This is a genomic window from Crossiella sp. SN42 (assembly GCF_023897065.1).
Lineage (GTDB): Bacteria > Actinomycetota > Actinomycetes > Mycobacteriales > Pseudonocardiaceae > Crossiella.
The window spans coordinates 1-19,415 of record NZ_JAMHIV010000020.1 but is presented as its reverse complement, the minus strand read 5'-3'; the positions used below and the strand labels follow the sequence as shown (position 1 = coordinate 19,415).

The window sequence follows — 19,415 nt, the reverse complement described above, 5'->3', positions numbered from 1 at the left end:
CATGTCTGCTCGTTCCGCAGGTGTCCCATCGGAAAATATGGCGAGGCGATGACCACTCGGCAGATCCGCAAGAGATGCCAGGCGCTGGTCGACGGACTGACCCTGCCGGTCCCCTTCTCGGTCGACGCCCTGGTGGCGGAGCTGGCCGCGCAGCGCGGGCGGCCGATCCACCTGCTGGCGCTGCCCAATGGCATGGTGGTCAACGCCTGTGGGCTGTGGATCGCCACCGAGACCCACGACGAGATCTACGTCGAGGAGAAGACCACCCCGCTGCACCGGGAACACATCATCCTGCACGAGATCGGGCACATCCTCTGCGACCACGAGGCCGCCGAGGAGGGCGGGCAGGTGTCGCTGTCGAAGCTCCTGCCCGACCTCAGCCCCGAGCTGATCGAACGGCTGCTCGCGCGCACCAACTACACCAGCCAGCAGGAGCAGGAAGCCGAGCTGGTGGCCAGCCTGATCCGCACCGCCGCCGGCACCCGCACCGGGCCGTCGGCCGCGGGCGGGGCACTGGGGGAACTGGAAGCCGCACTGGGGATCCGCAACAAGGGGCGTGGGGACAATTTCGGTCTATGAGCTGGGCACGCAGGTCCAGCTGTACGGCGTGCTGGCGATGTGGCTGGTCATCCTGCTGCGGATCCCCGCGGCCAGGAGGTCCCGCCAGCAGCGGATGCTGTTGCTCGCCGTGGTGGGCATGGCGGGCTCCATCACCATCTACCTCGCCCCGGTGCTCTCCGCGCTGAACGCGTTGCCGGGCATCGTGATCGCCGGCTGTGGCCTGTTCACCAACCTGTGGGGCGTGTTCAGCTCCGCGCTGGTGCTGGACTTCGTGCTCGGCGCGCTGGGCAGGCGCCGGGCGAAGCTGGTCTACGGCGGCACCGCGGCGGTGCTGGTGACCCTGGTGGCGCTCAACCTGACCGTCTTCCCCAACGACGAGGGCTGCGTCACCACCAACCAGGCGCAGTGGTACTCCACGTTCTGGTGGATCATCATCGCCGCGCACCTGGTGGCCAAGATCCCCTGCCTGCTGCTGTGCCTGCGCTATGCCCACCAGGCCAAGCAGGACTCCTCGCTGCGGATCGGGCTCGGCCTCTTCGCCGCGGCCTTCGCGGTGTCGGCGTTCTTCTGGCTGACCATGCTCTACGTGCTGTTCACCGGCGAACGCTGGATTGGCCAGTACTCCGCGCTCAACATCGGCCTGACCGCGGTGCTGATGACCGCGGGCGCGGCGCTGCCGCTGGTGCTCGACACCGGGCAGATGGTGCGCAACATGCGCGCGCTGTGGCGGCTGTGGCCGCTGTGGCGGGACCTGATCGAGGAGGTGCCGCACGTCGCGCTGAGCAGGCCGCAGGCCCGTGCCCGCGACCTGCTGGGCACCCCGCACTCGACCTACCTGCGGCTGTACCGGCGGGTCATCGAGATCAGGGACGCGATGCTGATCCTGCGCGACTACGTCAGCCCGGAGACGGTGCGGCGGGCGCAGGCGCACGTCGAGGCCGCCGGAGTGCCCCCGGCGCAGCGGCAGGCGGCGGTGACCGCGTGCTGGCTGGCCGCGGCCCGGCGGGCCAAGAACGCCGGGGTGGCCCCGGACCCGAACCCCCTGGATGTGGCGCAACTGCCCGGGGACGGGCTGCCCAGCGAGATCCACTTCCTGCTCGCGGTGGCGCGGGCGCGGACCCAGCCGTGGGTGGCCACCTTCGAGGCGGCCGGCTCGGACCAGGGCGCGGGGAAGCGGGCGTGAGCCGCTACACCGACAGCGCGCTGGGCAAGGACTCCGCCACCGAGCACGACCGGCTCGCCTCGATCCAGCGGGCCGCCGACGCCGGCACCCACCGCGTGCTGGAATCCCTTGGGCTGCAACCGGACTGGCACTGCCTGGACCTCGGCGCGGGCGCCGGTTCGATCGCCAGGTGGCTGGCCGAGCAGTGTCCACAGGGGACGGTCGTGGCCAACGACATCGACACCCGCTACCTGACCGACCTGGGCGAGGCGGCGCAGCAGGCCGACATCACCGACCCCGGCTACGCGCCCGGCCGGTTCGACCTGGTGCACGCCCGCTACCTGCTCTGCCACCTGCCCGAACGCGACGAGGTGGTGCGCAGGGCGGCGAGCTGGCTCAAGCCGGGCGGCTGGCTGGTGGTCACCGACCCCTACCAGCTGCCCGCGGAGACCTCGCCGTTCCCGGTGGTGCGGCGGATCATGGCCGCCTACGAACAGGTCTACGCCCGGCACGGCGCGGACCTGCACTGGGCGCGCGGCCTGCCCGCGCTGCTGGCCGGGGCCGGGCTGGGCGAGGTCGGCTACACCGGGACGCTGGGCAGCATGGGCAACCTGGACAAGGACCGCTGGCGTCCGCTGGTGGCACAGGTCAAGCCTGTGATGCTAGCCGAAGGGCTGGTCAGCGAGTCCGATATGGCGGAATTTGAGAGATTGTTGAACAGCCCTACCTTCATTGACATCCCACAGTTCACGATCTCCGTGTGGGGGCGCGCCGTCGGCTGACCCCCGGCTGATCTCGCACTGGGGAGTTTGTCGATGGGTCATCACCACCACGGGCACGGCCATGGGCACGGCCACGGTCATGGGCACCAGCACGACCACGATCACGAGCACGGCCATGACCACGAGCACGAGCTCCAGGCCGGTCCCGACCACGCGGTCGACCTGGCGATCCCCGACTCCGAGCTGAGCCCCGGCCAGCTGTCCCGCCGGTCCATGCTGCGCCGGGCCGGCCTGCTCGGCGCGGGCCTGGCCGCCGGGTCCTCGGTGCTCACCGGGGCCGCGGCCGCCGACCCCGGCCGCGGGCAGCCCCGGCCGCCGCGCAACGGCTACCGGTGGCTGGCCGGGGACCACCACATCCACACCCAGTACAGCCTGGACGGCCGCTACCGGGTGATCGACCAGGTCCGGCACGGCCGCAACTACGGCCTGGACTGGATGGTGATCACCGACCACGGCGGCACCACGCACGCCCGGATCGGCGTGGAGAAGATCCACCCGGACATCCTGGCCGCGCGCAAGGACGTGCCGGACGCGCTGGTCTTCCACGGCATGGAGTGGAACGTGCCGGCCGCCGAGCACGGCACCGTGATCGTGCACCCCGGCGGGGACGGCGAGGTCGCCGTGCTCAAGGAGTTCGTCAACAACTACGACGGCATCCTGAAGAACGCGCTGAGCGGCACCCCGGCCAATGAGACCCTGGCCATCGCCGGGGTGAACTTCCTGGCCGACGCGGTCAAGCGCAAGCGGGTCGAGGACATCCTGTTCCTGGCCAACCACCCCGCGCGCAAGGGCTGGGACTCCCCGCACGAGCTGCGCAACTGGCGGGACGCCGCGCCGCACATCGCGGTCGGCATGGAAGGCGCGCCCGGCCACCAGGCCGCCGGCATCCCCAAGCCGCACGGGCCCGGCCTGTTCCGCGGCTACTACGACGCCAGCCCCGGCCCGGACTCCTGGCCCGGCTACCCGCTGGAGTCCTACCGCACCTACGGCGGCTTCGACTGGATGACCGCCACCGTCGGCGGCGTCTGGGACAGCCTGCTCGCTGAGGGCAAGCCGTGGTGGATCACCGCGAACTCCGACTCGCACACCATCTACGCCGACGCCGCGGTGCGCGGCCCCGGCGGCGACTTCGACCGCGACGGCAAGTGGCCGGACCCGGTGCACGGCGGCGCGCCGGACCTCAACGAGGTCGACTTCTTCCCCGGCTACTACAGCCGCACCCACGTCGGCGCCACCGACTTCAGCTACAGCGCGGTGATGCACGGCATCCGCGCCGGGCGGGTCTGGGTCGACCACGGCGCGCTGGTGGCCGGCCTGGACGTGCGGCTGCGCACCGCCGGGCACGGCCTGCAGCACTCGGCCACCCTGGGCGGCACGCTCACCGCGCGCCGCGGCACCCCGGTGGAGCTGGTGATCACCGTGGACCAGGCGCGGCTGCCGAACTGGGCGCACTTCGTGCCCAAGCTGGCGCGGGTGGACGTCATCCAGGGCAAGGTCACCGGGCCGGTCACCGACCGGGACGCCTCCACCGCCCCGGACACCAAGGTGGTCAAGGCCTTCGAGGTCGGCGACCGGCAGGGCAAGGTGCACTTCGTCTACCGGATCGGCGCCCTGGACGGGCCGATCTACCTGCGGCTGCGCGGCACCGACGGCAACCGGCAGGCCGTCGGCCTGCGCGGGGCCGCGGTCGACCCACACGGACCGGCCATGGACGTGCCGCACGACGCCGACCCGTGGCGGGACCTGTGGTTCTACACCAACCCGATCTGGGCGGTGCCGGTGTGAGTGCGGCCGAAGCGGGACCGGGTGGCCACCGGGGGGACCCTGCCGGTTCGCCCGGTGTTCACCCGGCCCGCTGAAGCTGTGCGCTCATGGGCCACGGACATCACCACCATCCACATGCGCACCAGCATGAACACGCTCACACCGAGGAGCCGTCGGACCCGGCCGCGGTGCTCGACCGGGCGGTGCCGGACGAGGCGCTGAGCCCGGCCGAGCTGTCCCGGCGCTCGATGCTGCGCCGCGCCGGGCTGCTCGGCGCCGGGCTGGCCGCGAGCTCGACCGTGCTGGCGGGCACCGCGGCGGCCGCGCCCTCGGCCCGGCCGCCGCGCGGCGGCTACCGGTGGCTGGCCGGGGACCACCACATCCACACCCAGTACAGCGACGACGGCAAGTACCGGGTGATCGACCAGGTCCGGCACGCGGGCGCGCACGGGCTGGACTGGGTGGTGATCACCGACCACGGCGGGCCGGTGCACGCCAAGCTCGGTGTGGACAAGGTCAACCCGGACATCGTGGCCGCCCGCAAGGACACCGAGACGCTGGTGTTCCAGGGCCTGGAGTGGAACATCCCGGCCGCCGAGCACGGCACCGTGATCGTGCACCCCGGCCGCAACGAGGTCGCGGTGCTCAAGGAGTTCGAGACCGGCTTCGACGGCCGCACCCGCAACGCCGGCGCGGCCACCCCGGCCAACGAGGCGCTGGCCATCTCCGGCCTCAACTTCCTGGCCGACGCGGTGGGGCGCAGGCGGATCGAGGACGTGCTGTTCCTGGCCAACCACCCCTCGCGCAAGGGCCTGGACTCCCCGCACGAGATCCGCGGCTGGCGGGACGCCCAGCCCAGGATCGCGGTCGGCATGGAGGGCGCGCCCGGCCACCAGGCCGCGGGCATCCCCAAGCCGAACGGCCCCGGCGGCGCGCGCGGCCTCTACGACGCCAGCCCCGGCCCGGACTCCTGGCCCGGCTATCCGCTGGAGTCCTACCGGACCTTCGGCGGTTTCGACTGGATGACCGCCACCGTCGGCGGCCTCTGGGACAGCCTGCTCGCCGAGGGCAAACCCTGGTGGGTCACCGCGAACTCCGACTCGCACAAGGTCTACGCCGACACCGCCGTGCGCGGCCCGAACAGCGACTACAACGCCAACGGCAAGCACAGCGACCCGGTGCACGGCGGCAAGCCCGACCTCGACGCCGGCGACTTCTTCCCCGGCTACTACAGCCGCACCCACGTCGGCGCCAGGGACCACTCCTACGGCGCGGTCCTGGAAGCGATCCGCGCCGGCCGGGTGTGGGTCGACCACGGCGCGCTGGTCGCGGGCCTGGACGTGCAGCTGCGCACCGCCGACCGCTGGGGCCAGCAGTCGGTGCCCCTGGGCGGGGTCCTGCACGCCCGCCGCGGCACCAAGCTCGAACTGGTGATCACCATCGAGGCGGCCCGGCTGCCGAACTGGGCCAGCTTCGTGCCCAAACTGGCGCGGGTGGACCTGATCCAGGGCAAGGTCACCGGGCCGGTCACCGAGCGGGACGCCACCACCGCCCCGGACACCAAGGTCACCCAGGCCTTCGAGGTGCGGCAGGAAGGCACACTCCGGATCGTGCACCAGCTGGGCAGGTTGGACAGCCCGTACTACCTGCGGCTGCGCGGCACGGACGGCAACCGGCAGGCGGTCGGGTTGCGCGGGGCTTCGGTGGACCCGCACGGTCCGGCCATGGACGTCATCGGCGACGCTGACCCGTGGAGGGATCTGTGGTTCTACACCAACCCGATCTGGGCGCTGCCCTGGTGACCGGGGTCGACCGCGGCAGCAAGGACCTGGCCGCGGCCGACCACCTGGCCCGCGAGCTGGTCGCGGAGTTCGCGCTGCCCGAGGAGGTCTGCGTGTGCACGCACTTCGTGCGCACGGAGACCCCGCACGTGGCGCTGTCCTTCGCGGCCCCGGCGGGCTACCCGGGCGAGCTGCCCGCCGACGACTCGCCGGGGGCGGAGCTGGCCGCGGCCGAGCACCGGTCCCGGACCGGCGGCCGGGCGGTGATCTTCCCCGGCTCGGCCGGGCTGACCGGGGCGGTGCCGGTGGCGCGGGTGCTGGAGACCGCGGTCGAGCGGATCGCGGTGCTCGGCGGTCCCGAGCCCGCGCCGGAGGCGGTGCTGCACACCAGGGACCACGTCCGCCCGGAGTGGCGCGAGGGCGTGCTCACGCTGACCGTCACCCCGGCGGGCGAGGGCCTGGCGCCGTTCGAGGTGCCCAACCCGACGCCCTGCTGCGTCGACCACTAGCGGGCTAGCGGTCGCTGGGGGTGCTGGCCAGGGGGAACCCCAGCGGCCTCTCCTCCAGCACACCTGCCGCGGCCAGGGCGCGGGCGGCCAGCTGCATCAGCGGGTGGAAGCGGTAGCGGAAGTAGGCGCCGTGGTTCTCCGGTTCGGTGGAGGCGACCTCGGCGAGCTGGAACTCCACCAGGCGTTCCAGCACCGCCTCGGCGGCGTCCTCGTCGATGTTGAGCGCCAGGGCCGCCTGCTCCACCGAGATCGGCCCGCCCGGCAGCGAGCCGAGGCGGACGAAGGCGGTGCGGTAACGGCCGGCCAGGAGGCGGTAGTTGGCCTCCACGCTGGCCCGCACGTCCAGCTTGCCGCTGGCCAGCTCGCGCAGCCGCTGGTCTTCGGAGACCAGGCGGTCGGTGAGGCGGCCGATGGACCAGTGCGGGCGCAGGGTCAGCCGGGTGGCCGCGGCCAGCAGGGCCAGGGGCAGGCCGCCGCAGAGCTCGACCAGGGTCTGCGCGGAAACGGCGTCCTGCTCGACCCTGGGCGCGCCGATGACCGAGCGCAGCAGCTCCAAGGAGTCCGTGGCATCCAGCGGGGCCAGGTCGACGGTGAGCGCGGCGCCGTGGAAGGGCACCCGGCGGCGGCAGGCGACCAGCACCGCGCAGCCGGGGCCGCTGGGCACCAGCGGGGCGATCTGGGCGGCGCTGCACGCGTTGTCCAGCACCACGACCACCTTGCGCTGCACCGTCCAGCTGCGGAAGAGCTGGCTGCGCTCGCGCAGCTCGGTGGGCAGCGGGGTGTTCGGGCCGCGGATGGCGCGCAGGAAACCCGCCAGGGCCTCCTCGGGCTCGGTCTCGGCGAGGTCGGCGTAGAGCTGGCCGTGCGGGAAGCGGGCCCGCACCCGGTTGGCCACGTGCGTGCAGAACGCGGACTTGCCCACCCCGGGCGGGCCGACCACCGAGACCACCGGCGGCGCGCTCTGCGACCCCGCGGTCAGCAGCGACTCCGCCGCGGTCAGCTCGGCGACCCTGCCGATGAAGGACGGTAAGTCCGGCGGCAGCTGCGCGGGCGGCTCGGCCCAGCTGGGGGCCGGGCGGACCTGGGTGGTCAGCGGCGGCGCCGGCTCGGTCTCATCGCCGCCGTTGAGCAGGGTGCGGTGCAGGCGCTGCAGCTCGGGACCGGGTTCCAGGCCGAGGCGGTCCACCAGGGTGGCGCGCAGGCGCTGGAAGACGCGCAGGGCCTCCGAGCGGCGGCCGGAGCGGTGCAGGGCCAGCATCAGCTTGGTGTGCAGGCCCTCGTGCGTGGGGTGCGCCTCGGCCAGGGTGGTCAGCTCGCCGATGAGCTGGTGGTGGCGGCCGAGCATCAGCTCGACCTCCATCCGCTGGTCGGTCACGCTGGCCCGGCTCTCCGCCAGGCGGGCCACGTGCCCGCGCAGCACCGGACCGGGGTCCACATCGGACAGGGCGGGGCCGCGCCAGACCGCGAGCGCGCCGCGCAGCGAGTCGGCGGCCTGGTCCAGCTGGCCGTTCTCCAGCTCGCCCCGGCCGCGCTGGGCCAGCTCGGTGAAGCGCTGCACGTCCAGGGTCCCCGAGGGCAGGGTCAGGGAGTAGCCGACACGATGGGTGTGCAGCACGACGGAGGCCGACTCGGGGGCGTTGCGGCCGGTGGCCCCGAACAGCTTGCGCAGGTGGGAGACGTAGGTCTGCAGGGTCGTGGTGGCGGTTGGCGGCGGGGTTCCGTCCCACAGCTCGGCCATGAGCTCGTCCACGCGCACGACACTGTTCGCGCTGACCGCGAGAAGAGCTAGCACCTGACGCAGTTTTGGTGGGCTCGGCGTGATGGCCACCCCGCCGCGCAACACCTCCAACTGGCCGAGCACGGACACTTGGATGTTCATCTACCTCCACGTTCCGGACCCCCGCGAGGGCACAGCACGCACTGGTATACCGCACTTACTCACTCGATTGGTGCAATTATGCTTGGTCTATCGAGTGAAGGGAAATCATCCCCGATCGAACATCAGGTGTCATGCGAGATGCTTAGAGATTCTTTAACCGCAAGAATCACCCGAAAGAGCCGCCGTCAGGGGGTTCCCATCACGGGTAAATCACGGTATGACGGCGGCTAATCCGAGTTTCCATCATATTGCCCGGCGGTGAATCAGGCCGCGAGCACCTGCCCGTCGGCCACGGTGACCTTGACCGGGGTCAGCCCGGTGGTGGCGGGTCCCTTCTTCAGCGCGCCGGAGCCGGCGTCGAACTGGCTGCCGTGGTTGGGGCAGGTGATGGTGCCGTTGGCCGGTGGCGAGACCGGGGTGCCTGCGTGCGGGCAGGCCGCGTTGAACGCCTTGACCTCGGTCTCGGAGGCGCGGACCAGCAGCAACGGCCCCTGCGGCCCGGTGACCACGGCGCCCTTGCCGACCGGGATGTCGGCCAGCTTGGCCAGCGCCCCGCCCGGGGCCGCCCCGGTGGTGCCGCCGGTGGTGCCGGCGGGGCCGGATCCGGCCGGTGTCTCGGTGCCGCAGGCCGAGACCAGCCCGGCGGGCACGAGCAGGGCCGCGGCCAGTCCGCACAGCACGGTGCGCCGGGTGGGTCTGGGCAGCTCGGGAGCGGGCACGGGAACCTCCTGTGGTGGGTGGACGGTCCAGATCGTGCCCTGTACTACGCGATCTCCGCGAGCTGGGTTCAGCCGGTGGCCAGCTTGACGATTTCCTCGGTGACGAGTTTTGGCGCCTGTTCCGGAATCCAGTGCGTGATGCCCTCGACCTCGACAAACCGGTAGGGCCCGGTGACGTGCTGCCCGCAGCGCTCGGCTCCTGCCCGGCCGAGGGCGCGGTCCTCGGTGCTCCAGAGGTAGGTGGTGGGCACGGTGACGGGGCCGAGCTCGCCGAGCCCGGGGCCGATCGCCCGGTACCAGTTGAGCGCCCCGGTCAGCGCCGCCCGCTGCCCGAGCAGGGCCAGGTGCGGGGCGGCCTGCTCCGGCGTCAGCGGCGGGACCATGGTCTCGCGCAGGCGCTGGGCGTCCTCGGCGAGCAGCACGTCCTCGGCCTTGCCCTCGGTGCGGAACAGGTCGATGTAGGCGGAGCGGGCCCGCTGGTCGGCATCGTGCGCGCGGGCCCAGGCGAAGGCGGCCGGGTGCGGCACGGACAGCGCGGTCAGCGTGCGGGTCCGCGCCGGGTGCCGGACGGCGACGTGCCAGGCCACGATGGCGCCCCAGTCGTGGCCGACCACGTGTGCGGCGGGCACGTCGAGGGCGTCCAGGATGCCGACCGCGTCGGCGGCCAGCAGCGGGATGTCGTAGCCGTCGACCGCCGCCGGCCGGGCGCCGGGTGAGTAGCCGCGCTGGTCGGGGGCGATGGTGCGGTAGCCGCGGGCGTTGAGCAGCTCGACGACCTCGTCCCAGCAGTGGTGGGACTGCGGGAAGCCGTGCAGCAGCAGCACCACCTCGCCGTCGGCCGGTCCGGACACGGCCACGTCGAAGGTCAGCTCACCGAGGCGGATCTCCATGCGCCCCAACGTATCCCTCATTCACTCGGCGTGCGCGGCGGCGTACCTCTCGCGCAGCACCCTGATCGCCTTGACCGCGCGCGGCCCGTCCCAGGACTGGATGGCCACGGCCGGGTAGTGCTCGTCGTGCGGCAGGTCCAGCTTGGCGAAGTAGGCCTTGTCCGGGAAGCTGACGCCGAGGATCTCCTGCCAGGACAGGCGTTTGCGGGCGACGAACCCGCGCACGTCCACCCCGTCGGCGTCGATGATCAGCCGGGGCCTGGTCAGCACCAGCGCGCCCGCGGCCAGCAGCACGCCGACGATGACCATGGCCACCTGGTCGGAGATCCGGAAGTGCGCGCCGGTGTAGGTGGCCCGCATGAAGATCCCGGCGCTGGCGAAGGCCAGGAACAGGATCGGGGCCAGGGTGAACCCGATGATCCGGACCAGGTGCGGGCGGATGACGACGGCGGCGGGTGTCGCGGTCTCGGTCTGCTCTGCCACGACCGTCATTTTCCACCCCGCAGCCCGCGCAGCGTCACCGCGGTGTCGATGGCGGCCACGCAGGCCTCGAAGCCCTTGTCCTCGGCGCTGCCCGGCCGCCCGGAGCGGTCCAGGGCCTGTTCGAGGGTGTCGCAGGTGAGCACGCCGTTGCCGACCGGGGTGGACTCGTCCAGGGCGATCCGGGTGAGCCCGTCGGTGACCGCGTCGCAGACGTACTCGAAGTGCGGGGTGCCGCCGCGGATGACCACGCCGAGGGCGACCACCGCGTCGTAGCGGCGGGCCAGCTCCTGGCAGACCACCGGCAGCTCGATCGCGCCGGCGACCCGGACCACGGTCGGCTCGGGCACCCCGGCCTTGGCCGCGGCGGCCAGCGCGCGCTCGACCAGCAGGTCGGTGATCTCGGGGTGCCAGCGGGTGGCCGCGATCGCCACGCTCAGCCCACCGGCCTCCGGCACCTCGATCTCCGGCCGTCCCGCTCCGCTCATGCCCGGTCTCCCGTCTCCGCCCCGAGGTTCTCGAGGTCGTACAGCTCGTGGCCCATCCGGTCCCGCTTGGTGCGCAGGTAGCGCAGGTTCTCCGGGTTGGGCCGGATCGGCATCGGCACCCGGTCGACCACGCGCAGGCCGTAGCCCTCCAGGCCCACCCGCTTGGCCGGGTTGTTGGTGAGCAGCCGCATGGAGCGGATGCCCAGGTCGGAGAGGATCTGCGCGCCGGTGCCGTAGTCGCGGGCGTCGGCGGGCATGCCCAGGGCGAGGTTGGCGTCCACGGTGTCGGCGCCGTTGTCCTGCAGCTGGTAGGCCTGCAGCTTGTGCATCAGGCCGATGCCGCGGCCCTCGTGCCCGCGCATGTAGAGCACCACGCCGCGGCCCTCGGCGGCGACCGCGGCCAGCGCGGCGTCCAGCTGGGGCCCGCAGTCGCAGCGCAGCGAGCCGAAGACGTCGCCGGTGAGGCATTCGGAGTGCACCCGGACCAGCACGTCCTCGCCGTCGCCGAGCTCGCCGGTGACCAGGGCCACGTGCTCGATGCCGTCGAGCAGGCTGTCGTAGCCGACCGCGCGGAAGACGCCGTGCGCGGTGGGGATGCGGGCCTCGGCGACCCGCTGCACCTGCTTCTCGAAGCGGCGGCGGTAGGCGATGAGCCCGGCGATGCTGACCAGCTTGAGGTCGTGCTCGGCGGCGAAGACCTCCAGCTCGTCGCGGCGGGCCATGTCCCCGTCGTCCTTCTGGCTGACCACCTCGCACAGCACCCCGGCCGGGCGCAGTCCGGCCAGGCGGGCCAGGTCCACCGCGGCCTCGGTGTGGCCTGGGCGGCGCAGCACGCCGCCTTCCTTGGCGCGCAGCGGGACCACGTGGCCGGGCCGGTTGAAGTCGGCGGCGGTGGAGGCGGCGTCGGCGAGCAGCCGGATGGTGTGCGCCCGGTCGGCGGCGGAGATGCCGGTGGACACGCCGCTGCGGGCGTCCACGGTGACGGTGTAGGCGGTGCCGCGGGCGTCCTGGTTGGTGTGGTACATCGGCGGCAGGTCGAGCCGGTCGCAGTCGGACTCCGGCAGCGGCACGCAGATGTAGCCGGAGGTGTAGCGCACGGTGAAGGCGATCAGCTCCGGGGTGGCCTTCTCCGCGGCGAAGATCAGGTCGCCCTCGTTCTCCCGGTCCTCGTCGTCGACCACGACGACGGGCCTGCCCGCCGCGATGTCGGCGATGGCTGCCTCGATGGTGTCGAATTCGGTCACCGGGTCTCCTTGGTAGCGGCCGTGATGGCCCCGCTGGCGAGCTTCTCGACGTACTTCGCGAGCACGTCCACTTCCAGGTTGACCTGGTCCCCGGGCTGCCGGATACCAAGTGTGGTCAAGTCGAGGGTGGTGGGGATGAGGCTCACGGTGAAGAAGTCCTCGCCGACCTCGACCACGGTCAGCGAGACGCCGTCGATGGCCACCGAGCCCTTCTCCACCAGGTAGCGGGACAGCGCCGGGGGGATGCTGACCCGGACGAGCTCCCAGTGCTCGGAGGGCTCGCGCGCGGCGATGGTGCCGGTGCCGTCCACGTGGCCCTGCATGATGTGCCCGCCCAGGCGCTGGCCGAGGGCGGCGGCGCGCTCCAGGTTGACCGGGTCACCGGCGGCGGCCTTGCCGAGGTTGCTGCGCTGGAGGGTCTCGCGCATCACGTCGGCGGTGAACACGCCGTCCCCGGCCTCGACCACGGTCAGGCAGACGCCGTTGACCGCGATCGAGTCGCCGTGCTTGGCGTCGGAGGTGACCAGCGGCCCGGCCACGGTGATCCGCGCCGCGTCGGTGAGCTGCTCGACCGCGACGAGATGGCCTCGTTCCTCCACGATCCCGGTGAACACGTCGTCCTCCTCCTACGGCGCGGGTACCGCGCTGATCCGCACGTCCGGTCCGCTCCTGCCGACCTCTTCGAACTGCAACCGCACGGTGTCGGCGATCGTTCCCACCCCGGCCTCGGCCAGCGCGGCCGGTCCGGCGCCGAGCAGGCCGGGGGCCAGGTAGAGCAGCACCCGGTCGATCAGCCCGGCGGCGGCGAAGGCCCCGGCCAGCCGCGGCCCGCCTTCCAGCAGCACGTCCACCGCGCCGCGAGCGGCGAGTTCGGCCAGCACCATCTTGGGCTCGTGCGTGCGCAGGTGCAGGGTCTCGGCGGCGTCGTTGCGCACCCTGGCGGCGGCGGGCAGGTCGCCCGCGCCGACCACCACGCGCAGCGGCTGCCGCGGGGCGAGGCCGCCGTCGGGGGTGCGGGCGGTGAGCTCGGGGTCGTCGGCGAGCACGGTGCCGCGGCCGACCACGATCGCGTCGGCCTGGCCGCGCAGCCGGTGCACCTCGGCCCTGGACTCCGGGGAGCTGATCCAGCGGCTGGTGCCGTCGGCGGCGGCCACCCGACCGTCAAGGGTGGCGGCGTACTTCCAGGTCACGTGCGGGCGGCCGGTGCGGGCGTGGTGCAGCCAGGCGCGCAGCGGCCCGCGCCGCACCTGCTCGGCGAGCAGGCCCTCGCTGACCTCGACGTCCCCGGCGCGCAGCCGGTCGGCGCCGCCGGCGGCCCTGGGGTTGGGGTCGGCCACCGCGTAGTGCACCTCGGCCACACCCGCGGTGAGCAGGGCGTCCACGCAGGGTCCGGTGCGGCCGGTGTGGTTGCAGGGTTCCAGGGTGACCACGGCGCAGCCGCCCCTGGCCTTCTCCCCCGCCTCGCGCAGGGCCATCACCTCGGCGTGCGGGCCGCCGGGCGGCTGGGTGGCGCCGACCCCGGCCACCACGCCGTCGGCGTCCAGGATGACCGCGCCCACCGGCGGGTTGGGGCTGGTGGTGCCCAGCACGGCGGTGCTGGCGGCGATGGCCGTGCGCATCGCCTCCACCAGCGGCAGCCGGTCCTGGGGGCTCATCCCCGGACCGCGGCGGCCTTGGCGCGCAGCGCGCTGACGGCGGCGGCCGGATCGTCCGCGCCGTAGACGGCCGAGCCGGCCACGAAGCAGTCCACCCCGGCCTCGGCGGCGGCTTCGATGGTCTCGTCGTTGATGCCGCCGTCGATCTCCACCACCAGCTTCAGGTGGCCGGTGTCGACCAGGCGGCGGGCGGTGCGGACCTTGTCCAGCACCTCCGGCATGAAGGACTGGCCGCCGAAGCCGGGCTCGACCGACATGACCAGCAGCGTGTCGTAGTGCTTGAGCACCTCGACATAGGGCTCCAGCGGGGTGCCGGGCTTGATCGACAGCCCGGCCTTCGCGCCCGCGGCCTTGAGGTCCTTGGCCAGCTTGACCGGGTCCTTGGCCGCCTCGACGTGCACGGTGACGTTGTAGGCGCCGGCCTCGGCGTAGCCGATCGCCCAGCGGTCCGGGTCCTCGATCATCAGGTGGCAGTCGATCGGGATGTCGGTGGCCTTGAGCAGCGACTTGACCACGGGCAGGCCCAGGGTCAGGTTGGGCACGAAGTGGGCGTCCATCACGTCCACGTGCAGCCAGTCGGCGCCGCGCACGGCGGCGGTCTCCTCGGCGAGACGGGCGAAGTCGGCGGAGAGGATCGACGGCGCGATCATCGGCTGGCGGCACACGCCGGTGAGTCTATGCCGCCCGCTGACGCCGCCTGGACAGCAGGTATGCGCCCACGAGCATGAGCAGGAACGGGACCCCGGCCAGCCAGGCGGTGGCGAACTGCTCGGTGAAGGCGGTGGTGACCAGCACGGCGGCGACGAAGAGCATCGCGGCCACCGTGGTGTAAGGCGCGCCGGGCAGCCGGACCGGGGAGGGCGGCAGCCCGGCGGCGGCGCGCTGGGACCGGAAGGCCAGCTGGGTGGCGAAGATGAGGATCCAGGCGACCAGCGCGCCGAACAGCGCCAGGCCCACCAGCAGCGGGAACGCCTCGGCCGGGGACAGCACGGAGACCAGCACCGCGATCACCAGGCCGAGGGCGACCACACCGAGCGCGCGGGTGGGCGAGCCGCGCCCGGAGACCTTGGCCAGCGCGCGGGGGGCGTGCCCGTCGCGGGCCAGCGAGTAGAGCATCCGGGAGCTGAGGTAGAGGTTGGTGTTCATCGCCGAGAGCGCGGCGGTGAGGATGACGAAGTTCATGATCCCGGCCGCGGCGGGGATGCCGGCGAAGGTGAACAACCTCACGAACGGGCTCTCCAGCACGCCCTGCGCGGAGGCGGTCTCCCGCCACGGCACGATGCTGACCACCACGGCCATGCCGAGCACGTAGAACAGCACCAGCCTGGCCACCATGCCCTTGGCCGCGCGCGGCACGTCCCTGGCGGGGTCCTTGGACTCCGCGGCGGTGACCGCGACCGCCTCGGTGCCCAGGTAGGAGAAGGTGACCACGGTCACCGCCAGCCAGACCGCGCCGAGCCCGTTGGGCGCGAACCCGCCGTCGTGCCAGGCCGAGAACCCAGGCGAGGGGTGGCCGGGCAGGCCGAAGGCCAGGTAGGCCGCGCCGAGCAGCACGAACACCACGATGGTGGCGACCTTGATCATGGCGAACCAGTACTCGAACTCGCCGAAGAAGCGCACCGAGGCGAAGTTGACCGCGAGCACGCCCAGGGAGAACAGCAGCACCGGCAGCCACAGCGGCAGCTGCGGGAACCAGAACCGCGCGTACAGCCCGGCGGCGACCACCTCGCTGCCGATGTTGACCACCTGCGCGGCCACGTAGATCCAGCGCTGCACGAACCCGGCCATCGGCCCGAGGTAGCGGTGCGCGACGGTGCCGAAGCCGCCGGGTTCGGGGTGCACCACGGTCATCTCGGCCAGCGCGTAGGCCAGCGCGAGCGCGGCGACGGCGGCCAGCAGGTAGGCCAGCACCACCGCGGGCCCGGCCAGTGAGATGGCCAGGCCGGAGCCCAGGAACAGGCCGGTGCCGATGGCCCCGCCGATGGCGATCATGCCGACCTGTCGGCCGGTCAGCTCCCGGCGCAGCCCCTGGTGTTCCACAAGGGACCATCGTGCCACCTCCACAGTGGACCGACTGCCACGCCTCAGGCCAGCTGGTAGCCCGCCCTGGGCACGGTGCGGATGAGGCAGGGCTCGCCGAGCTTGCGGCGCAACGTCATCACCGCCATCCGGACCGCGTTGGTGAACGGGTTGGCGTGCTCGTCCCAGGCCTTCTCCAGCAGCTGTTCCGGGCTGACCACCGAGCCCCGCGCCCGCAGCAGCACCTCGAGCACGGCGAACTCCTTGGGCGACAACAACAACGGCGTGCCGTCCCGCAACGCCCGGTGCCGGGCCAGGTCCAGCACCACGCCGCGGTGTTCCAGCACCGGGGGCAGCGCGGGGCTGGCCCGCCTGCCCAGGGCGCGGATGCGGGCCAGCAGCTCGGCGAAGGCGTAGGGGCGGGCCAGGCAGTCGTCGGCGCCCAGTTCCAGGCCGTGCAGGCGATCGGCCAGCGCGGGGCCGGTGACCAGCAGCAGCCTGGCCTCCGGCGCGAGCACGGATGTCTTGGCGCACAACCGGTCCCAGCCCGGCAGCTGCTGGTCCAGCACCAGCACGTCGTAGTCGTGCACGCCCAGCCGCGCCAGCACCGCCGCGGTGTCGCGGCAGTGGTCCACCGCGATCGAGAGCCTGCGCAACGCTTCGACCTCCTCCTCGGACCTCCGGTGCGCGGCCTCCCCGAGCAGCACCCGCATGTCCCGATCCCCGTTCTGTCAGCGATCCATAAAGATCGTCCTTAGCGGCCCGATAAGCACCGCCACATAGACCTGACGCCACAGCCGGACGTGTGTTGCGTCCGGAGTGGATGGTGGAGGTGGCCGGTGCGCTCTGCGCTGGAGAGACTGTGGCGCAGCCCACTCGGGCGCGCGGGGATCATCGTGGCGAACCTGCTCGCGCTGACCGCGTTGTTCACCCGCTGGGGCGAGGCAGGGCTGTTCGTGTTCACCACGCCGATCGACCTGGACGTCTACCGGATCGGCGCGCAGGTGTGGCTGGACGGCGGCGAGCTGTACGGGACCATGCCGCTGACCCAGGCCGGGGTGGGCCTGCCGTTCACCTACCCGCCGCTGGCCGCGGTGCTGTTCGTGCCGCTGACCTGGATCTCCTGGGGCACCGCCGCGATGATCGTGACCTCCTCGACCGCGCTGCTGAGCGCGCTGGTGGCCGCCATGGTGCTCGACCGGCTCGGCGTCCGCGCGCCCGGCCGGGCGCCGTGGCCGCTGCTGACCGCGCTGCCGCTGGCCCTGGCGCTGGACCCGGTCCGCGGCACCGCCGGGTTCGGGCAGATCAACATGATCCTGCTGGCCCTGGTCGCGGTGGACTGCCTGGCCCGCAACCCGCGCTGGCCGAGGGGTCTGCTGATCGGCATCGCGGCCGCGATCAAGCTCACCCCCGCGGTGTTCCTGCTGTTCTTCCTGCTGAACAAGGACCGGCGGGCCGCGCTGACCACGGTGCTGAGCTTCCTGGGCGCGACCGCGCTGGGTTTCCTGCTGGCCGCCCGCGACTCGGCCCAGTACTGGACCGAGACCCTGTTCGACACCGGCCGCATCGGCGGCGCCACCTACCCGGGCAACCAGTCGATCAAGGGCCTGCTGGCCAGGACCGGCCTGGAGGGCGTGCCGCTGACCGTGCTGTGGCTGCTGCTGTCCCTGGGTGTGCTGTTCCTGCTGCTGCGCGGCATGCGCCAGGCCTTCGACACCGTCGGCGCGCCGTGGGCGTTGTCGCTCAACGCGCTGGGCGGGCTGCTGGTCTCGCCGGTGTCCTGGTCGCACCACTGGGTGTGGGCGGTGCCGGTGCTGGTGTGCCTGGTGGTCCTTGGCGCGCGGGCCAAGGACAAGCCGGCGCTGGCCCTGGCCGGGGTGTTCGGACTGACCACCTTCCTGTCCCCGCACTGGTGGTTCTCCTACCACGACCACCTGGGCTGGAACCTGGCCCAGCACGTGCTGGGCAACGCCTACACCCTCTCCGCCGCGGCGATCCTGGTGCTGGCCCCGAGACTGTTCGTCACCGAACGTCCCGGCGAGCTCGCGGATACGGCCAACCGGGCGAAGTTGTCCCCCGTCTGACGGTTGGCACCTGATCTCCGGCTGCGCGCCGCGCCGGGGTCCCACCAGACTGGTGACATGGGTCGAATCGCCATCGTGGGCTCAGGTCAGTCCGGACTCCAGCTCGGTGTCGCGCTCCTGCGGGACGGCGACCACGACATCACCCTCTACTCCCCCGTCACCGCCGAGCAGATCACCTCGGGCAGGCTCCCCTCCAGCGCCGCGGTCTTCGGCGCGGCCAGGGAGCTGGAGCGGGCGGCGGGATTGTCGTTGTGGGACAACGAGGATCCGCTGATCGACGGTCTGCGGCTGCGGATCGGCGACGGCGCGGGCGGCACCGCGGTGGGGTGGGACACCCCGCTGCGGACCGCCGCCCAGGCGGTGGACCAGCGGGTGAAGTACCCGGCCTGGCTGGCGGTCTTCGAGCGGCTGGGCGGCAGGCTGGTGATCGAGCAGGTCACCCCGGAGTCGCTGGACCGCATTGCCGCGCACCACGACCTGACCGTGGTGGCCAGCGGCAAGGGCGGGCTGAGCACGATCTTCCCGGTGCGCGAACAGTCCCGGCCCGCGCGCACCCTGGGCCTGTGCGCGGTGCACGGCCTGCGGGTGAGCAGCCCGGACCGGGTGCGCTTCAGCATCCTGCCCACGGTCGGCGAGGTGATCGCCATCCCCGCGGTCACCGCGGACGGCCCGGCCTGGTTCATGCTGCTGGAGTCAGTCCCCGGCGGTCCGATGGACCGCTGGGCGGAAAGCGCTAACCCGCGGGCGCACCTGGCACTCACCGAGGAGCTGCTGACCGCGTTCTTCCCGTGGGAGGCCGAGGGTTTCCGCGGCGCGGAGCTCATCGACGAGCACGCCTGGCTGACCCATCCGGGCGGTATCCAGCCGACCGTGCGCGCCCCGGTGACGGTCCTGCCCTGCGGCAAGCCGGTGCTGGGCCTGGCCGACGTGGTGGTGCTCAACGACCCGATCGCCGGTCAGGGCGCCAACAACGCCGCCCACCACGCCGCCGTGACGCACCGGGCGATCCGCGGCCACGACGGCCCGTTCGACGAAGCCTGGATGCACCGCTGCTTCGCCGAGTTCTGGTCCCACGCCCAGTGGTCGACGCGGTTCTCCCACGCCCTGCTGGCCCCGCCGCCCGCGCACGTGCAGAAGCTGCTCGGCCTGGCCGCGATGCGCCCGGCGATCGCCGAACGCTTCGCCAACGGCTTCGTCAACCCACCCGATCTGCAGGAGTGGTTCTTCACCGAAGCCGCGGCGGAGCGCTACCTGGCCACGGTCTGACTCACTCCGCTGGGCGGCGGAACAGGGCGCAGAACATGGCGTCGGTGCCGTGCCGGTGCGGCCACAGCTGCACCGACGGGCCGGGGCCGAGGTCGGGCACGTCCGGGAAGTACTCGCGGGTGTCCAGCTGTT

The 19,415-nt window shown here is 72.7% G+C and carries 19 protein-coding genes; 8 read left to right on the top strand and 11 right to left on the bottom strand.

Translation table 11 applies throughout. The features are described from left to right. The first annotated feature begins 48 nt into the window (after nucleotides 1-48). The 6 genes from M8C13_RS23855 to M8C13_RS23830 all read left to right on the top strand — a co-directional run bounded on the left by M8C13_RS23855 (nucleotide 49) and on the right by M8C13_RS23830 (nucleotide 6,559). Entirely contained in the window at nucleotides 49-579 is a 531-nt protein-coding gene (locus M8C13_RS23855; RefSeq protein WP_252482907.1) for a hypothetical protein, read from the top strand. Next, nucleotides 557-1,744, top strand: a complete 1,188-nt coding sequence (locus M8C13_RS23850) for an MAB_1171c family putative transporter (protein WP_252482906.1) — start codon at nucleotides 557-559, stop codon at nucleotides 1,742-1,744. The genes M8C13_RS23855 and M8C13_RS23850 overlap by 23 nt, the downstream gene beginning before the upstream one ends. After that, nucleotides 1,741-2,505: a methyltransferase domain-containing protein gene (locus M8C13_RS23845; RefSeq protein WP_252482905.1), complete on the top strand. Its 765-nt coding sequence runs from the start codon at nucleotides 1,741-1,743 to the stop codon at nucleotides 2,503-2,505. Before M8C13_RS23850 ends, M8C13_RS23845 begins: the two co-directional genes overlap by 4 nt. Before the next feature lie 33 nt (nucleotides 2,506-2,538). Further along, the gene (locus M8C13_RS23840) at nucleotides 2,539-4,290 is read left to right on the top strand and encodes a PHP domain-containing protein (RefSeq protein ID WP_252482904.1); all 1,752 of its coding nucleotides are present in this window, start codon (nucleotides 2,539-2,541) and stop codon (nucleotides 4,288-4,290) included. A gap of 86 nt (nucleotides 4,291-4,376) precedes the next feature. Continuing rightward, entirely contained in the window at nucleotides 4,377-6,071 is a 1,695-nt protein-coding gene (locus M8C13_RS23835; protein WP_252482903.1) for a PHP domain-containing protein, read from the top strand. Further along, nucleotides 6,068-6,559 carry a hypothetical protein gene (locus M8C13_RS23830; RefSeq protein ID WP_252482902.1) on the top strand — a complete coding sequence of 164 codons (492 nt, stop codon included), beginning with the start codon at nucleotides 6,068-6,070 and terminating at the stop codon, nucleotides 6,557-6,559. The genes M8C13_RS23835 and M8C13_RS23830 overlap by 4 nt, the downstream gene beginning before the upstream one ends. 4 nt (nucleotides 6,560-6,563) lie before the next feature. On the opposite strand, the gene M8C13_RS23825 is transcribed toward M8C13_RS23830, so the two are convergent. The 11 genes from M8C13_RS23825 to M8C13_RS23775 all read right to left on the bottom strand — a co-directional run bounded on the left by M8C13_RS23825 (nucleotide 6,564) and on the right by M8C13_RS23775 (nucleotide 16,646). Continuing rightward, a complete protein-coding gene (locus M8C13_RS23825) occupies nucleotides 6,564-8,438 on the bottom strand; it encodes an AfsR/SARP family transcriptional regulator (protein ID WP_252482901.1) in 1,875 nt (624 codons plus the stop codon). A gap of 263 nt (nucleotides 8,439-8,701) precedes the next feature. Next, a complete protein-coding gene (locus M8C13_RS23820) occupies nucleotides 8,702-9,157 on the bottom strand; it encodes a Rieske (2Fe-2S) protein (RefSeq protein WP_252482900.1) in 456 nt (151 codons plus the stop codon). A gap of 68 nt (nucleotides 9,158-9,225) precedes the next feature. Continuing rightward, nucleotides 9,226-10,047 (bottom strand): alpha/beta fold hydrolase, encoded by an 822-nt coding sequence (locus tag M8C13_RS23815; RefSeq protein WP_252482899.1) that lies wholly within the window; start codon nucleotides 10,045-10,047, stop codon nucleotides 9,226-9,228. Nucleotides 10,048-10,068: 21 nt separating this feature from the next. After that, nucleotides 10,069-10,530: a PH domain-containing protein gene (locus M8C13_RS23810; RefSeq protein WP_252482898.1), complete on the bottom strand. Its 462-nt coding sequence runs from the start codon at nucleotides 10,528-10,530 to the stop codon at nucleotides 10,069-10,071. 5 nt (nucleotides 10,531-10,535) lie between these two features. Further along, on the bottom strand, nucleotides 10,536-11,015 hold the full coding sequence (gene ribH / locus M8C13_RS23805) for a 6,7-dimethyl-8-ribityllumazine synthase (protein ID WP_252482897.1): 480 nt from the start codon (nucleotides 11,013-11,015) through the stop codon (nucleotides 10,536-10,538). After that, the gene (locus tag M8C13_RS23800) at nucleotides 11,012-12,259 is read right to left on the bottom strand and encodes a bifunctional 3,4-dihydroxy-2-butanone-4-phosphate synthase/GTP cyclohydrolase II (protein WP_252482896.1); all 1,248 of its coding nucleotides are present in this window, start codon (nucleotides 12,257-12,259) and stop codon (nucleotides 11,012-11,014) included. Before M8C13_RS23800 ends, ribH begins: the two co-directional genes overlap by 4 nt. After that, the gene (locus M8C13_RS23795) at nucleotides 12,256-12,873 is read right to left on the bottom strand and encodes a riboflavin synthase (protein ID WP_252482895.1); all 618 of its coding nucleotides are present in this window, start codon (nucleotides 12,871-12,873) and stop codon (nucleotides 12,256-12,258) included. The genes M8C13_RS23800 and M8C13_RS23795 overlap by 4 nt, the downstream gene beginning before the upstream one ends. Nucleotides 12,874-12,885: 12 nt before the next feature. Then, on the bottom strand, nucleotides 12,886-13,914 hold the full coding sequence (gene ribD / locus M8C13_RS23790; RefSeq protein ID WP_252482894.1) for a bifunctional diaminohydroxyphosphoribosylaminopyrimidine deaminase/5-amino-6-(5-phosphoribosylamino)uracil reductase RibD: 1,029 nt from the start codon (nucleotides 13,912-13,914) through the stop codon (nucleotides 12,886-12,888). Further along, nucleotides 13,911-14,564 carry a ribulose-phosphate 3-epimerase gene (gene rpe, locus M8C13_RS23785; protein WP_252483038.1) on the bottom strand — a complete coding sequence of 218 codons (654 nt, stop codon included), beginning with the start codon at nucleotides 14,562-14,564 and terminating at the stop codon, nucleotides 13,911-13,913. Before rpe ends, ribD begins: the two co-directional genes overlap by 4 nt. A gap of 25 nt (nucleotides 14,565-14,589) precedes the next feature. Then, complete coding sequence (locus M8C13_RS23780; RefSeq protein WP_308202854.1) at nucleotides 14,590-15,954, bottom strand: amino acid permease; 1,365 nt, start codon at nucleotides 15,952-15,954, stop codon at nucleotides 14,590-14,592. A gap of 44 nt (nucleotides 15,955-15,998) precedes the next feature. Then, nucleotides 15,999-16,646 (bottom strand): response regulator transcription factor, encoded by a 648-nt coding sequence (locus M8C13_RS23775; RefSeq protein WP_252482893.1) that lies wholly within the window; start codon nucleotides 16,644-16,646, stop codon nucleotides 15,999-16,001. A 126-nt stretch (nucleotides 16,647-16,772) separates the two neighbouring features. Between M8C13_RS23775 and M8C13_RS23770 the strand changes: the two genes are divergently transcribed. Both M8C13_RS23770 and M8C13_RS23765 read left to right on the top strand, forming a co-directional pair. Further along, nucleotides 16,773-18,017 (top strand): glycosyltransferase 87 family protein, encoded by a 1,245-nt coding sequence (locus M8C13_RS23770; RefSeq protein ID WP_252482892.1) that lies wholly within the window; start codon nucleotides 16,773-16,775, stop codon nucleotides 18,015-18,017. 57 nt (nucleotides 18,018-18,074) lie between these two features. Next, a complete protein-coding gene (locus M8C13_RS23765) occupies nucleotides 18,075-19,283 on the top strand; it encodes a styrene monooxygenase/indole monooxygenase family protein (RefSeq protein WP_252482891.1) in 1,209 nt (402 codons plus the stop codon). Nucleotides 19,284-19,415: the final 132 nt, after the last annotated feature.